General features: G+C 67.6%; 12 protein-coding genes. 8 read left to right on the top strand and 4 right to left on the bottom strand.

Annotated features, from left to right (window positions below; all coding sequences use genetic code 11):
* The gene (gene purD / locus G6N57_RS10445; RefSeq protein ID WP_077740358.1) at positions 1 to 1,269 is read left to right on the top strand and encodes a phosphoribosylamine--glycine ligase; all 1,269 of its coding nucleotides are present in this window, start codon (positions 1 to 3) and stop codon (positions 1,267 to 1,269) included.
* Positions 1,270 to 1,272: 3 nt separating this feature from the next.
* Here purD and G6N57_RS10450 read toward each other — a convergent pair whose 3' ends face one another.
* The gene (locus tag G6N57_RS10450) at positions 1,273 to 2,106 is read right to left on the bottom strand and encodes an alpha/beta hydrolase (RefSeq protein WP_077741882.1); all 834 of its coding nucleotides are present in this window, start codon (positions 2,104 to 2,106) and stop codon (positions 1,273 to 1,275) included.
* 127 nt (positions 2,107 to 2,233) lie between these two features.
* On the opposite strand from G6N57_RS10450, the gene G6N57_RS10455 reads away from it, so the two are divergent.
* Complete coding sequence (locus G6N57_RS10455; protein ID WP_036447505.1) at positions 2,234 to 2,872, top strand: TetR/AcrR family transcriptional regulator; 639 nt, start codon at positions 2,234 to 2,236, stop codon at positions 2,870 to 2,872.
* Between the two features lie 10 nt (positions 2,873 to 2,882).
* Positions 2,883 to 4,322, top strand: coding sequence for an APC family permease (locus G6N57_RS10460; RefSeq protein ID WP_077740359.1), 1,440 nt, complete (start codon positions 2,883 to 2,885; stop codon positions 4,320 to 4,322).
* Here the strand turns inward: G6N57_RS10460 and relZ are convergent.
* Positions 4,319 to 6,043: a bifunctional ribonuclease/(p)ppGpp synthase gene (gene relZ, locus G6N57_RS10465; RefSeq protein ID WP_075919119.1), complete on the bottom strand. Its 1,725-nt coding sequence runs from the start codon at positions 6,041 to 6,043 to the stop codon at positions 4,319 to 4,321. The genes G6N57_RS10460 and relZ overlap by 4 nt on opposite strands.
* Before the next feature lie 50 nt (positions 6,044 to 6,093).
* Between relZ and purB the strand changes: the two genes are divergently transcribed.
* The 3 genes from purB to G6N57_RS10480 are packed head-to-tail and all read left to right on the top strand — an operon-like array spanning position 6,094 to position 9,314.
* Positions 6,094 to 7,512 carry an adenylosuccinate lyase gene (purB, locus tag G6N57_RS10470; RefSeq protein ID WP_075919394.1) on the top strand — a complete coding sequence of 473 codons (1,419 nt, stop codon included), beginning with the start codon at positions 6,094 to 6,096 and terminating at the stop codon, positions 7,510 to 7,512.
* Between the two features lie 2 nt (positions 7,513 to 7,514).
* Positions 7,515 to 8,717 carry a cytochrome P450 gene (locus G6N57_RS10475; protein WP_077741883.1) on the top strand — a complete coding sequence of 401 codons (1,203 nt, stop codon included), beginning with the start codon at positions 7,515 to 7,517 and terminating at the stop codon, positions 8,715 to 8,717.
* Between the two features lie 9 nt (positions 8,718 to 8,726).
* On the top strand, positions 8,727 to 9,314 hold the full coding sequence (locus G6N57_RS10480) for a DUF1707 SHOCT-like domain-containing protein (protein WP_077740360.1): 588 nt from the start codon (positions 8,727 to 8,729) through the stop codon (positions 9,312 to 9,314).
* A 116-nt stretch (positions 9,315 to 9,430) separates the two neighbouring features.
* On the opposite strand, the gene G6N57_RS10485 is transcribed toward G6N57_RS10480, so the two are convergent.
* Positions 9,431 to 10,054, bottom strand: coding sequence for a hypothetical protein (locus G6N57_RS10485; RefSeq protein ID WP_077740361.1), 624 nt, complete (start codon positions 10,052 to 10,054; stop codon positions 9,431 to 9,433).
* 30 nt (positions 10,055 to 10,084) lie between these two features.
* Between G6N57_RS10485 and G6N57_RS10490 the strand changes: the two genes are divergently transcribed.
* Together G6N57_RS10490 and G6N57_RS10495 are read left to right on the top strand one after the other, a co-directional pair.
* Positions 10,085 to 10,972, top strand: coding sequence for a phosphoribosylaminoimidazolesuccinocarboxamide synthase (locus G6N57_RS10490; RefSeq protein ID WP_077740362.1), 888 nt, complete (start codon positions 10,085 to 10,087; stop codon positions 10,970 to 10,972).
* Entirely contained in the window at positions 10,969 to 13,116 is a 2,148-nt protein-coding gene (locus tag G6N57_RS10495) for a S9 family peptidase (RefSeq protein WP_077740363.1), read from the top strand. Before G6N57_RS10490 ends, G6N57_RS10495 begins: the two co-directional genes overlap by 4 nt.
* On the opposite strand, the gene G6N57_RS10500 is transcribed toward G6N57_RS10495, so the two are convergent.
* Positions 13,045 to 13,491, bottom strand: a complete 447-nt coding sequence (locus tag G6N57_RS10500) for a DoxX family protein (protein ID WP_077740364.1) — start codon at positions 13,489 to 13,491, stop codon at positions 13,045 to 13,047. The genes G6N57_RS10495 and G6N57_RS10500 overlap by 72 nt on opposite strands.
* Positions 13,492 to 13,542: the final 51 nt, after the last annotated feature.

The following is a 13,542-nucleotide window of genomic DNA, read 5'->3' on the forward strand; positions in this document are numbered from 1 at the left end:
GTGCGCGTCCTCGTTATCGGATCCGGTGCCCGTGAACACGCCCTGCTGCTGGCCCTGCGCCGCGATCCGCAGGTGGAGGAGTTGGCGGTGGCGCCGGGCAATGCCGGCACCCAGACCATCGCCGATCAGTACGACGTCGACATCACCTCCGGCGAGGCCGTGGTGAAGTTGGCCAAGCGCCTGGAAAGCGACCTGGTGGTGATCGGTCCTGAGGTTCCGCTGGTGCTCGGCGTGGCCGACGCCGTCCGGGCTGCCGGCATCGCCTGCTTCGGCGCCGGCAAGGACGCCGCGCGCATCGAGGGCTCGAAGGCCTTCGCCAAGGACGTCATGGCCAAGGCCGGGGTGCGCACCGCGAGCAGCGAGATCGTCGACAACCCGGCCCACCTCGACGCCGCGCTGGATCGCTTCGGGCCACCCGCAGGCCAGGCCGCCTGGGTGGTCAAGGACGACGGCCTGGCCGCGGGCAAGGGAGTGGTGGTCAGCGCGGATCGCGATGCCGCCCGGGCACACGCCGCCAGCCTGCTCGACTCGGGGCACCCGGTGCTGCTGGAGTCGTTCCTCGACGGCCCCGAGGTGTCACTGTTCTGCGTGGTCGACGGCGCCACCGTGGTGCCGCTGCTGCCCGCGCAGGACTTCAAGCGGGTCGGCGACGGGGACACCGGTCCGAACACCGGTGGCATGGGTGCCTACGCGCCGTTGCCCTGGCTGCCGGACTCGGTGAAGAACCAGATTGTCGACGAGGTCGTCAAACCCGTTGCCGCGGAACTGGTTGCGCGCGGTAGCTCGTTCTCGGGTCTGCTCTACGCCGGTTTGGCGATCACCTCGAACGGTCCGTCGGTGGTGGAGTTCAACTGCCGCTTCGGCGATCCGGAAACGCAATCGGTTCTGGCGCTGCTCGATTCGCCGCTGGGGCAGCTGTTGAACGCCGCGGCCACCGGCGAGCTCGCCTCGTTCGGCGACCTGCAGTGGCGTGACGGCTACGCCGTGACCGTCGTGGTGGCCGCGGAGAACTACCCCGGCCGTCCGCGGGTCGGCGACGTCATCCACGGATCGGAAGCCGACGGAGTGCTGCACGCCGGCACCGCGCGCCGCGAGGACGGCGAGGTGGTGTCCTCGGGCGGCCGGGTGCTCTCGGTGGTCGGCACCGGAGCGGACCTGCCCGCCGCGCGCGAAGCGGCCTACACGCTCGCCAAGTCGATCCGGTTGCCGGGCAGCCACTTCCGCAGCGACATCGGGCTGGCCGCCGCCGAGGGGCGCATCAGTATCTAGGTCCTAGGCGACCAGCAGCGGGGCCATCCAGGCGATCTCCGCAGGCAGCTGAGAACTCCAGAAGCTGCCGTCATGCCCGCCGGGAGAGAAGCCGCCGGCCGGGGGATTGGGCAACTCGCCGATGAACTGCTTGGTGGCCGAATAGAACGGATCGCTGTTGCCGCAATCGATCCGGATGGGGATCGATCCCAGCGCGGGCTGGCCCCAGACACTGTTGGCGCTGTAGTCCGCTGCGCTGTCGAAGGCCCCGGGCGCGGCAGCCCCCGATGACGTCCACAGCGCCGGGCTCACCGCACAGATCGCCGCGGTGCGCGCCGGCCCGAGCCGCGAACCCAGCAGCAGCGCGCCGTAGCCACCCATCGACCAGCCCAGGAACCCCACTCGCGAGGTATCCAGGCCCTGATCGCCGAGCATCGGGATGAGTTCGTCGAGCACCATCGCGCCCGAGTCCTCCCCGGATGCGCGTTTGTGCCAATAGCTTCCACCGCCGTCGACGGCGACCACAGCGAACGGCGGCAGGCCGGCCGCGACCGCCTCGGCCAGGCCCTGTTCGACTCCGCCGGCCATCACACCGGCGGCATCCTGCCCTTTGCCGTGCAGCGCGATCACCGGGCGGAGTTTGCCGGTTTGTCCCGGCGGGCGCGCGATCGCCCAGTTGGTGTTCGTCCCGCCGCGCGCGGCCGACACGAACGACCCACTGGTGAACGTCGGCGCGGCCACGGGGCTGGCGGGTGAGACGGGCGCGGAGGCGAGGGCTACAGCACCGGCGGCGCCGGCAGCCGCACCGACGCCGAGGCGCAGGACTGCGCGACGGGTCAAGTTGGGCATGCGGGCCATCTTGCCATCGCCCCACAATGGCATCGGCCAGTGGCATTCTCGGGCGGATCGCCGGCGGCGCGGAAAAACCTGAGTAGAGCCTGATGATTGACCGAAAGCCCGATGTGGACGGGACCCGGCTGGCAGCATGTGGAAGGTGACGGCAGCGGTCACTCCTAAAGGGGAGCGTCGGCGGTACGCCCTCGTCAGGGCGGCCGCTGAATTGCTCTGTGAAGGCGGATTCGACGCCGTCCGGCACCGTGCCGTGGCGCGTCGTGCCGGCCTCCCGCTGGCCTCCACGACGTACTACTTCTCCTCACTCGACGACCTCATCGCGAAGGCTGTCGAGTACATCGGAACCCAGGAAGCCGAGCAACTCAGCGCCGGAGTGGCCGCCCTGTCGCGGCGGCGGCGCGGTGCCGAATCGACCGCGGACGTCCTCGTCGATCTGTTGCTCGGGGAATCCCCGGAGCGGCGTGGAATCGAGGAACTGATCTCGCGCTACGAGCGCTACATCGCCTGCGCCCGGCAACCCGGACTGCGCGACATCCAACGGCGCATCCTGCAGCAGCGCACCGACGCCGTGGTCGAGGTGGTGGAACGCTCGGGCCGTTCGGTGCGCGCCGAACTGGTCACCGCCCTCGTATGCGCCGTCGACGGCGCGGTTGTGGCATCGTTGGTCGACGAAGGGGAGGGGCCCAGGGCCAGTGCCCGCGCCACGCTGATCGACGTCATCGACGTGCTGGCGCCCGTGGACGAACGGGCGGGTACGCGGCTGACAGGCTGAAGGAGGGGGAATGTCGCAACCCGCAACCGCGGAGGAGCCACAGCTCAAGCGGGTGATGGGACCCGGACTGTTATTGCTGTTCGTCGTCGGCGACATCCTCGGCACCGGTGTCTACGCGCTGACCGGGCAGGTCGCCAAGGAGGTCGGCGGTGCCGCGTGGCTCCCGTTCCTCGCGGCGTTCCTGATCGCCACCATCACCGCGTTCAGCTATCTCGAGCTGGTCACCAAGTATCCGCAGGCAGCCGGTGCAGCGCTGTACGCGCACAAGGCTTTTGGCGTCCAGTTCGTCACCTTCCTGGTGGCGTTCATCGTGATGTGCTCCGGAATCACCTCGGCCTCAACGGCTTCGCGGTTCTTCGCGGCGAGCTTCTTCAAAGGTCTCGAGGTCAACTTCGACTACACCCCCGGCTGGGAGAAGATCGGCATCATCGGACTCGCATTGTTCTTCATGGCGTTGATCGCCGTGGTGAACCTGCGCGGAGTCAGTGAAAGCGTCAAGCTCAACGTATTTCTCACCTTCGTCGAGATCACCGGTCTGCTGCTGGTGATCCTGGTCGGGCTGTGGGCATTCACCGGCGGCAGCGCCGAAGTGGACTTCAGCCGGGTCGTCGCCTTCGAGACACCCGAGGGCAAGAATGCGTTCCTTGCCGTCACGGCCGCCACCTCCCTGGCGTTCTTCGCGATGGTCGGCTTCGAGGACTCGGTCAACATGGCCGAGGAGACAAAGGATCCCGTGCGGATCTTCCCCAGGGTGCTGCTGTCCGGCCTGGGTATCGCGGGCCTGGTCTATGTGCTGGTCTCGGTCATCGCGGTCGCGCTGGTCCCGGTCGGGACACTGGCCGCCAGCAAGTCCCCGTTGGTCGAGGTGGTCCACGCAGGCGCGCCCGGCCTGCCGATCGACAACATCCTGCCGTTCATCTCGATGTTCGCGGTGTCCAACACCGCGCTGATCAACATGCTGATGGCCAGCCGCCTGATCTACGGCATGTCACGCCAGCACGTGCTGCCCCCGGTGCTGGGTGTCGTGCACCCGCGGCGGCACACCCCTTGGGTGGCAATCATGTTCACCACCCTGCTGGCGTTCTGCCTGATCTTCTACGTGTCGACGTTCGCTTCCGAGGACGCCATCGCGGTACTGGGCGGCACCACCTCGCTGCTGCTGCTCGCGGTGTTCGCGATGGTCAACGTCGCGGTCCTGGTGCTGCGCCGCGACGTGCGAAAAGAGGGCGGGCACTTCAAGACTCCGACCGCGCTGCCCGTCATCGGCTTCATCGCCTCGCTCTACCTGGTGCTGCCGACCTCGGGGCGGCCGTCCGAGCAGTACATCCTGGCGCTGGCGCTGGTGGCCACCGGCATCGTCCTGTTCGGCATCACCATGCTGATCAACCGGCAACTCGGCATCCGCGGCGCGGGCATCACCGACCCGACCCATCTGGGCGACGCCCCCTAGGTCTCTTTTCGCAGCTTTTCGATTCGGTTCTGCAGCAAAGGGATCCGATGTGCATTGCCGTCCAGGGCGATGTAGCGGTCCTCGAATATGGCGAGCAACGCGTCGTCCAGGCGGCGGACCGCGCCGGGCGGGAACCGGTAGTCCATCAGCCGGTTGATCTCGTCGGTGTCCACCGAATCCAGCACGCCTTTCAGCGCATCCAATGAGGTGATGCCGAGCTCGAGCAGCAACCCCGAGATCCAGCTGTAGTGGTCCGTGCGTGACCAGCCGGCATCGGCGAAGCGGTTGCCCAGATAGGTGGCCAGCACCGAGCTGGGGATGCGTGCGTCGGAGGCGGCCTCGGCGAACTTGACCTCTTGTTCTTCGGTCATGGTCTGCCGCAGCCGTTCCCGGATCTCGGTGAACTCGCGGTCGGCCAATTCCAGAAGCCCGGCGGCCAACGTGAAGCGGCGGTCCAATTCGCTGACGTGCTCGGCCGGCACCGAACCCTTGTACCGCACGTCGTGCTCGAACTCCGCCCACGCGTGCTGCAGGACGGTACGGACCTGGATGGACGCCGGATACTGTTCGCCCTCGACCCCGAACAGCAGATGCCGGCTCGCGTACCCCCACCGGCCCTGACGTGCGGTCTGCAGGCCCATGTCCTGGTCGTCCAGCAGCCGCATCTCCTCGGCCAACAGGTTGGCGACCGCGTCGACGTCCGCACGCAGATAGGTGATGACCCGCAGACCCACCTGGTCGGTGATCTCCACCAGCGGGTCGCTGTACATGGGCGTCCCATCGGCCGCCCGACGGTTGGCCTTCGCGGCGAACGAATCGACACTCTTGGTCCGGGCCGTGATGCTCAGGTAGTTGATGCCTGCCTCGTCGAGCAGGCCGGTGACCAGCTTGAGGTACTGCTCGGTGGCAGCCACCAGGTCAGGGCGCCGGGCAGCGTATTCGGCGACAGCCGTCGACGGCGCGGCCTGGCTCACCGGCGCCGGTCGAGGCCGGGGCAGCCGGCTGGCGGGTAGCGACGGGGTGACGATGTAGCCCGAATCGAAGTCGCCGTAGATCGTCACGTCCTCAGGGCGGTGATACCAGTACAGCGCGGTGTAGGCGCACAGCATGGCGTCGACGGGGTCCTCGTCGCGGTCGAGTTGTCCCGGCCGCGTGGCCGCCTCGATCCGTCGACGCAGTTCCACCCAGTTGACATTGCGGTTGGCCCGCAGTCGCGGCGTCGCGGTGTCCAGCTCCTCGATGAACGTCATCAACCTCAGCAGTTCGCGCTGGCGGTCGCCGAACGAGCCCCGCTTGTACTTCAGGGTCTTGTCGAGTCCGAACAACACCACGCTCGCCGGATGCGGATACACCTCGATCGCGCGCCGGTTCGATGACGACGATGGATCCATGTCGAGCCCCAGCGAAGCGGCGATGCGCGCACCGCGCGGATGCTTGAACTCGGGCCGCTCGGTGAACGCCGGGCGTGCCCCCGCGTCGAACCGCTGGAAGTCCCGGTTGAGATCCCGCTCACACGGCCGGTGTCCCGTCGGATTCTTGACGATCAGCGGTGCATCGATGGCGACCAGGCAGTCACCGCTGACGTACGGCTCTATCGTCGCCGCGATTTCGTCGTCGTCCTGGGCCACACCGACGTGAAGGACCCGCCCACCGGAGTCGATGGCGGCCACGCCCGTCTGGTTCTTCTCGCCCCACGCGAGGTCGAGTCCGACGAAGTACATCCGTCCACTGTCTCATTGGTCCCCCCGCGCGGGCCGTAAGCTGTGTGTTCGTGACGATCCCGAATGTTCTGGCCAACCGCTACGCCAGCGACGAAATGGTCGCGATCTGGTCGCCGGAGGCCAAGATCGTCGCCGAACGCCGACTCTGGCTCGCCGTGCTGCGTGCGCAGGCCGAGCTGGGTGTCGCCGTGCCCGACGGCGTGGTCGAGGACTACGAGCGGGTGCTGGAGAACGTCGACCTCGCGTCGATCGCGGCGCGCGAGCGCGTCACCCGCCACGACGTCAAGGCCCGCATCGAAGAGTTCAACGCCCTGGCCGGCCACGAGCACGTCCACAAGGGCATGACCAGCCGCGACCTCACCGAGAACGTCGAGCAGCTGCAGATCCGTCGCTCCCTGGAACTGGTGTTCTCCCACGGTGTCGCCGTGGTGGCCCGGTTGGCCGAACGCTCGGTCGTCTACCGCGATCTGGTGATGGCAGGCCGCTCGCACAACGTGGCCGCGCAGGCCACCACGCTGGGCAAGCGGTTCGCCTCGGCGGCCGAAGAGACCCTGGTGGCCCTGACCCGCCTGCGTGAGCTGATCGACCGCTACCCGCTGCGCGGCATCAAGGGCCCGATGGGCACGGCCCAGGACATGCTCGATCTGTTCGACGGGGATACTGCGAAACTCGCCGAACTGGAACGGCGTGTCGCCCAATTCCTGGGATTCACAGACGTTTTCACCAGCGTCGGGCAGGTGTACCCGCGCTCGCTGGACCACGACGTGCTCTCGGCGCTGGTGCAGGTGGGTGCCGGGCCGTCCTCGCTGGCGCACACCATCCGGCTGATGGCCGGTCACGAGCTGGTCACCGAGGGCTTCGCGCCCGGGCAGGTCGGCTCCTCGGCCATGCCGCACAAGATGAACACCCGGTCGTGCGAGCGGGTCAACGGCCTGCAGGTGGTGCTGCGCGGGTACGCGTCGATGGCCGCCGAACTGGCCGGAGCGCAGTGGAACGAGGGTGACGTCTTCTGCTCGGTGGTGCGTCGCGTCGCGCTGCCCGACGGGTTCTTCGCCATCGACGGGCAGACCGAGACCTTCCTGACCGTGCTCGACGAGTTCGGCGCCTACCCGGCGGTGATCCAGCGCGAGCTGGACCGCTACCTGCCGTTCCTGGCCACCACCCGCATCCTGATCGCCGCGGTGCGCGCCGGCGTGGGCCGCGAAACCGCGCACGAGGTGATCAAGGAACACGCCGTCGCCGTCGCCTTGGCGATGCGCGAGCAGGGGCGTGAGCCGGACCTGCTCGACCGGCTGGCCGCCGACCCGCGGCTGCCGCTGGACCGGGCCGCCCTGGAAGCCGCGCTGGCCGACAAGCAGGCCTTCACCGGAGCCGCGGGCGCCCAGGTGGACGGCGTCGTCGCCGCCGTCGACGAACTGGTCAGCCGCTACCCCGAAGCCGCCAAGTACACCTCGGGCGCCATCTTGTGAGTTTGGCGGCCGACTTCACCGACCTGGACAACTTCGCGTCGGGTTTCCCGCACGAGTTGTTCGCCGCGCACCGCCGCGAGGCCCCGGTGTACTGGCACGAGCCCACCGAACACACCCCGGACGGCGAGGGCTTCTGGTCGGTGGCCACCCACGCCGAAACCCTTGCGGTACTGCGTGATGCGGAGACCTACTCCTCGGTGACCGGCGGCACCCGACCATTCGGCGGAACCCTGCTGCAGGACCTGTCCATCGCCGGGCAGGTGCTCAACATGATGGACGACCCGCGGCACTCCGAGATCCGGCGCCTGGTCAGTTCGGGCCTGACCCCGCGGATGATCCGGCGGGTCGAAGACGATCTGCGGGCCCGCACACGCCCGCTGCTCGATGATGTGGTGGCGGGCGAACCGCTGGACTTCCTGGTCGACGTGGCCGCCGAGCTGCCCATGCAGATGATCTGCATCCTGTTGGGCGTGCCTGAATCCGAACGGCATTGGCTGTTTCAGGCGATCGAGCCGCAGTTCGACTTCGGCGGCTCCCGGTCGGCGGCTCTGGCGCAGCTGTCGCCCGAGGAGGCCGGCTCGCGGATGTACACCTACGGCTCCGAATTGATTGCGGCCAAACGCGCCGAGCCCGGCGACGACATGCTCTCGGTGGTGGCCAACGCTTCTGACGCCTGTCTCTCGGATCTGGAGTTGTACCTGTTCTTCAGCCTGCTGTTCAGCGCCGGCGCTGAGACCACCCGCAACGCCGTGGCGGGCGGACTGCTGGCCCTGATCGAAAACCCTTCGCAGATGGCGTTGTTGCGGGAGGATCTCGCCGAACTGCCCACGGCGATCGAGGAGATGGTGCGCTGGACTTCACCGTCACCGTCCAAGCGCCGGACCGCGACCCGCGCCGTCACTTTGGGCGGTTGCGACATCGAACCCGGGCAGAAGGTCCAGGTTTGGGAAGGGTCGGCGAACCGCGATTCGCTGGTCTTCGAGCAGCCGGACGTTTTCGACGTCACGCGCAAGCCCAATCCCCACTTGGGTTTCGGCTACGGTATCCACTACTGCCTCGGCGCCAACCTGGCCCGGCTGGAGCTTCGGGTGCTGTTCGAGGAGCTGCTGTCGCGGTTCTCGTCGGCTCGTCTGGTCAAGCCCGTCGAGTGGACCCGCAGCAACCGTCACACCGGCATCCGGCATCTGGTGGCGGAATTCGCCTAACCTCGGGACATGGACTGCGGCCCGAATGACCATCTCCGAGTCTCAGACGCCGAGCGTGCCAAGGTGGGGCAACTGCTCGAACGCGCGGTAGCCGAGGGCATGATCACGCTCGACGAGTTCAGCGAGCGCTACGACGCCGCACTGGCCGCACGCACCCGGGGTGAGTTGGGCGCGGTCGTCGCGGATCTGCCGATGACGGTGCCGGCGGTACAGACGCCGGGTGCGCCTCCGGAGGAGCTGCGGGGGTGGATGTCGTCGATCGTCCGGCGCGGGCGGTGGACGGTGGCGCCCGTGCTGCATGTGAAAAGCCGGTTGTGCAGCACCACCCTCGACTTCACCTCGGCGGCGCTGCCCGGGCCGGTGGTGGAGATCGTTCTGGATGATTACTGCAGCTCGACCGAGCTGATCGTGCCCGCGTCGGCGACCGCCGATGTCAACGGCGTCGAAGCGGTCGCGGGCAGTGTCACCGCCAATGTCCGCACCAGCCCACCGTCCGGCCAGCTGCATCTCATCGTGCGCGGCCGCGCCCGGATGGGGTCGGTCACCGTGCGGCACCCGTTCGGAAGCTGGCTGCGGCGGTTGAGCGGTACTCGATAGCTTTTCCCGCCTGGCCGATCGTCAAGATATTTGACGATCTTGGTGAGGACCGTGGGGCGGGAAAGCCGGGTCGGCACGACATGTCGTGGGCAACTTCGTCAAACTTTTTGACGAAATCACTCGATGCGGCGCAGACGCATGCCTGCCGAACGCAGCTCCAGGGCGGCCAAGCCCCGAATCGCCTGCTGATCTTGACTGCGCCAGGCGCCGACGGGGTCGTCGGAGACCGCGGTGAGCTTGGCCAGCGGCCGGTTGGCCAGCGCCCGCAGGGCCAGCAGCTGTTCACCGGCCGCGGTCGAGGCCAGGGTGATCGCCGTCCACTTGCGCCGGAAGAACCGCACCCGCAGGTAGAGCCAGGGCATTGCCACGAACAGGATCGGCGCCGCGGCCACCGCCAGGGCCAGCACCCAGGCCAGCCAGCTGGCCGTGCTGTCCAGGTTGGCGCCCGCACCGGCGATGTCGAGGGCCGCGTCACTGGCAGCGCGCAGGGGCTTGCTCAAGGTGTCACCGATCAGCGGAACGTTGTCCGTACTGTCGCCGGCGGAGCCCAGATTGTCAGCAACCCCGTTGGCTCCGCTCTGGACCTGCCTGCCGACCTCGGCGATGGTCGCCACCGCCGAATGCACGGCGATCCCGACCAATATCCACACCGCGATCCAGGTGATGACGGCCACGTCGCTGAACAACTGGGCCAACAAGCGGCCGGGTCTGCTGGCATAGGGCAGGTACCGCGATCTCATGAAACCGATCCCAACACATAGGCTGGCCCAATGCGCCCTGCTCTGTCCGACTACCAGCACCTGGCCAGCGGCAAAGTCCGCGAGTTGTACCGCATCGACGACGAGCACCTGCTGTTCGTGGCGACCGACCGCATCTCGGCCTACGACTACGTCCTCGACTCGCAGATCCCGGACAAGGGCCGGATCCTGACGGCGATGAGCGTGTTCTTCTTCGACCTGATCAGCGCGCCCAACCACCTGGCCGGGCCGCCGGACGACGAGCGCATCCCCGCCGAGGTGCTGGGCCGTGCGCTGGTGGTGAAGCAACTGAAGATGCTGCCGGTGGAGTGCGTGGCGCGCGGCTACCTGACCGGTTCGGGGCTGCTGGACTACCAGTCGTCGGGTTCGGTGTGCGGTATCCCGCTGCCGCCGGGGCTCGGGGAGGCGAGCAAGTTCGACGAGCCGCTGTTCACCCCGGCTACCAAGGCCGACATCGGCGAGCACGACGAGAACATCTCGTTCGCCCACGTGATCGACCTGGTCGGGCCGGTCCTGGCGAACCAGTTGAAGGAACGCACGCTGCAGACGTACATCCAAGGTGCGGACCATGCGCTGACCAAGGGCATCATCATCGCCGACACCAAGTTCGAGTTCGGTGTCGACGAGCACGGCAACGTGGTGCTGGCCGACGAGGTGTTCACCCCGGACTCGTCGCGGTACTGGCGCGCCGAGAGCTATCAGCAGGGTGTGGTGCAGGACAGCTTCGACAAGCAGTTCGTCCGCAACTGGCTGACCGGGCCGGACTCCGGCTGGGACCGGCACGGCGACACCCCGCCCCCGCCGTTGCCCGAGGAGATCGTGGCGGCCACCCGCGACCGGTACATCGAGGCGTACGAACGGATTTCGGGCCTGCGGTTCGACGATTGGATCGGCGCATGACCAAGTCCGTGCAGCCGCCGGTCGCCAAGCGCGGCAATCATCGCCGTGAGCATCACGGCGATGTGTTCATCGACCCGTACGAATGGTTGCGCGACAAGGAAAACCCCGAGGTGATCGCGCACCTGGAAGCCGAGAACGCGTACACCGACGCATCCACGGCCCATCTGGAGCCGTTGCGGCAGAAGATCTTCGACGAGATCAAGGCCCGCACCAAGGAAACCGACCTTTCGGTGCCGATGCGCCGCAACGGCTGGTGGTACTACGCACGCAGCTTCGAGGGCAAGCAGTACGCGGTGCACTGCCGGTGCCCGATCGACGATCCCGACGACTGGACGCCGCCCGAGCTGGACGGCGACGCCGAGATCCCCGGCGAGCAGATCCTGCTCGACGAGAACGTCGAGGCCGACGGCCACGAGTATTTCTCGCTCGGCGCAGCCACGGTGAGCCTGGACGGCAACATCCTGGCCTACTCGGTCGACGTTCTCGGCGACGAGCGATACACCTTGAAGTTCAAGGATTTACGGACCGGCGAGCTGTACGACGACACGATCACCGGGATCGGCGCCGGCGGCACCTGGGCCGCCGACAGCCGCACGCTGTACTACACCACGGTCGACGATGCCTGGCGGCCGGACACCGTGTGGCGGCACCGGCTGGCTTCGGGCCTCCCGTCGGAGAAGGTGTATCACGAACCCGACGAACGGTTCTGGGTCGCGATCGGCCGCAGCCGTAGCGACAAGTACCTGTTCGTCGCATCGGGCAGCGCGGTCACCACCGAGGTCGCCTACGTCGACGCGAATGACCCGACGGCCGAGCTCACCACGGTGTGGGAGCGTCGTGATCTGGTGGAGTATTCCGTCGAGCACGCCGTGGTCGGGGGCGAGGACCGGTTCCTGATCCTGCACAACGACGGTGCCGAGAACTTCATGCTGGTCGACGCTCCGGTCAGCGACCCGAGCGATTTCCGCACCCTGATCGAGCACCGCTCGGACGTGCGCCTGGACGGTGTCGACGCATTCGACGGATTCCTCGTGATCAGTTACCGCAGTGAGGCGTTGCCGAAGATGGCGCTGTGGCCGCTCACCGCGGACGGTTACGGCCGGCGCGAGGAGCTGACCTTCGATTCCGAGCTGACCGCCGCGGGGATGGGTGGGAACCCGAACTGGTCCACACCGAAGTTGCGGATCGGTGCCACGTCGTTCATCACCCCGGCCCGGATCTACGACCTGGACCTGGCCACGGGCGAGCGGACCCTGCTCCGCGAGCAGCCGGTGCTCGGCGGCTACCGGCCGGAAGACTATGTGGAGCGCCGGGATTGGGCGACCGCACCCGACGGGGAGCAGGTCCCGATCTCGATCATCCACCGGGCCGGATTGCAGTTCCCGGCTCCGACGCTGCTCTATGGCTACGGCGCCTACGAGTCGTGTGAGGATCCGCGGTTCTCGATCGCCCGGTTGTCCTTGTTGGACCGGGGCATGGTGTTCGTGATCGCGCATGTGCGCGGCGGTGGTGAACTCGGCCGGCCGTGGTACGAGCACGGCAAGCTGCTGGAGAAGACGAATACGTTCACCGACTTCATCGCCGCGGCACGCCATCTCATCGACGACGGGGTGACCCGCCCGCAGAATCTGGTGGCCCTCGGTGGCAGTGCCGGCGGGCTGTTGATGGGCGCGGTGGCCAACATGGCGCCGGAGTTGTTCGCTGGCATCCTGGCGCAGGTGCCGTTCGTCGATGCGCTGACGACGATCCTGGATCCGTCGTTGCCGCTGACGGTGACCGAGTGGGACGAGTGGGGAAATCCGTTGGAGGACCCCGAGGTCTACCGCTACATGAAGGCCTACACGCCGTATGAGAATGTGGCGGCGCAGGACTATCCGGCGATCCTGGCGATGACCTCGCTCAACGATACCCGGGTGTACTACGTGGAACCGGCGAAATGGGTTGCCGCGCTGCGGCATACGAAGACAGACGGCCATCCCGTGCTGCTCAAGACCGAGATGGTGGCCGGTCACGGCGGCCTGTCCGGACGTTACGAGCGGTGGAAGGAAGCCGCGTTCCAGTACGCCTGGCTGCTAGCTGCCGCCGACAGCGACAACTACGGCAGCGGCCAGGTAGACAGCCTCTTCGGCGGTCCGGACGCTTAACCGCGAAGTCATCGACTTGGGCGGGCTCGGCATCCTGGCGGCGTAGACGTTGGCCGGGAACATCGCCAGCATGAGCAGGAACAGGCACACTGCCGCCGCCACCCGGGTGGGTGGGTAGAGCAGGCCGACGGCGCCGGCCAGCTCCAGCACGCCGGTGACTGTCACCAGCACACCGGGCGCGGGTAGCGAAGGCGGCACGATCGCGATCATGTCGCGCCGCAGCGGGTCGACGAAGTGTGCGACGCCGGTCATGACGAACATCGCGGCCAGCCCGACCGCGATTGCCGCGGGCCAGCTGTCGACATAGTCCACGCCGAGCAGGCCGACCGCCCGGGCCGCCAGGCTGGCGAGGATGAGAGTGAGAAAGACGGCCACCGCAGACTCCAATCTTGTCGCTGTCTAGATTGTCACGCTACGCCGGATCTA

It is taken from the genome of Mycolicibacterium boenickei, assembly GCF_010731295.1.
GTDB classification, from domain to species: domain Bacteria; phylum Actinomycetota; class Actinomycetes; order Mycobacteriales; family Mycobacteriaceae; genus Mycobacterium; species Mycobacterium boenickei.

Bases quoted from the DNA above. Each gene is read 5' to 3' on its own strand.
- G6N57_RS10480 (WP_077740360.1), top strand. From the start codon at position 8,727: ATGGACTGCGGCCCGAATGACCATCTCCGAGTCTCAGACGCCGAGCGT.
- G6N57_RS10490 (WP_077740362.1), top strand. From the start codon at position 10,085: ATGCGCCCTGCTCTGTCCGACTACCAGCACCTGGCCAGCGGCAAAGTC.
- G6N57_RS10495 (WP_077740363.1), top strand. From the start codon at position 10,969: ATGACCAAGTCCGTGCAGCCGCCGGTCGCCAAGCGCGGCAATCATCGC.
- relZ (WP_075919119.1), bottom strand. From the start codon at position 6,043: ATGTACTTCGTCGGACTCGACCTCGCGTGGGGCGAGAAGAACCAGACG.
- G6N57_RS10460 (WP_077740359.1), top strand. From the start codon at position 2,883: ATGTCGCAACCCGCAACCGCGGAGGAGCCACAGCTCAAGCGGGTGATG.
- G6N57_RS10455 (WP_036447505.1), top strand. From the start codon at position 2,234: ATGTGGAAGGTGACGGCAGCGGTCACTCCTAAAGGGGAGCGTCGGCGG.
- G6N57_RS10450 (WP_077741882.1), bottom strand. From the start codon at position 2,106: ATGGCCCGCATGCCCAACTTGACCCGTCGCGCAGTCCTGCGCCTCGGC.
- G6N57_RS10485 (WP_077740361.1), bottom strand. From the start codon at position 10,054: ATGAGATCGCGGTACCTGCCCTATGCCAGCAGACCCGGCCGCTTGTTG.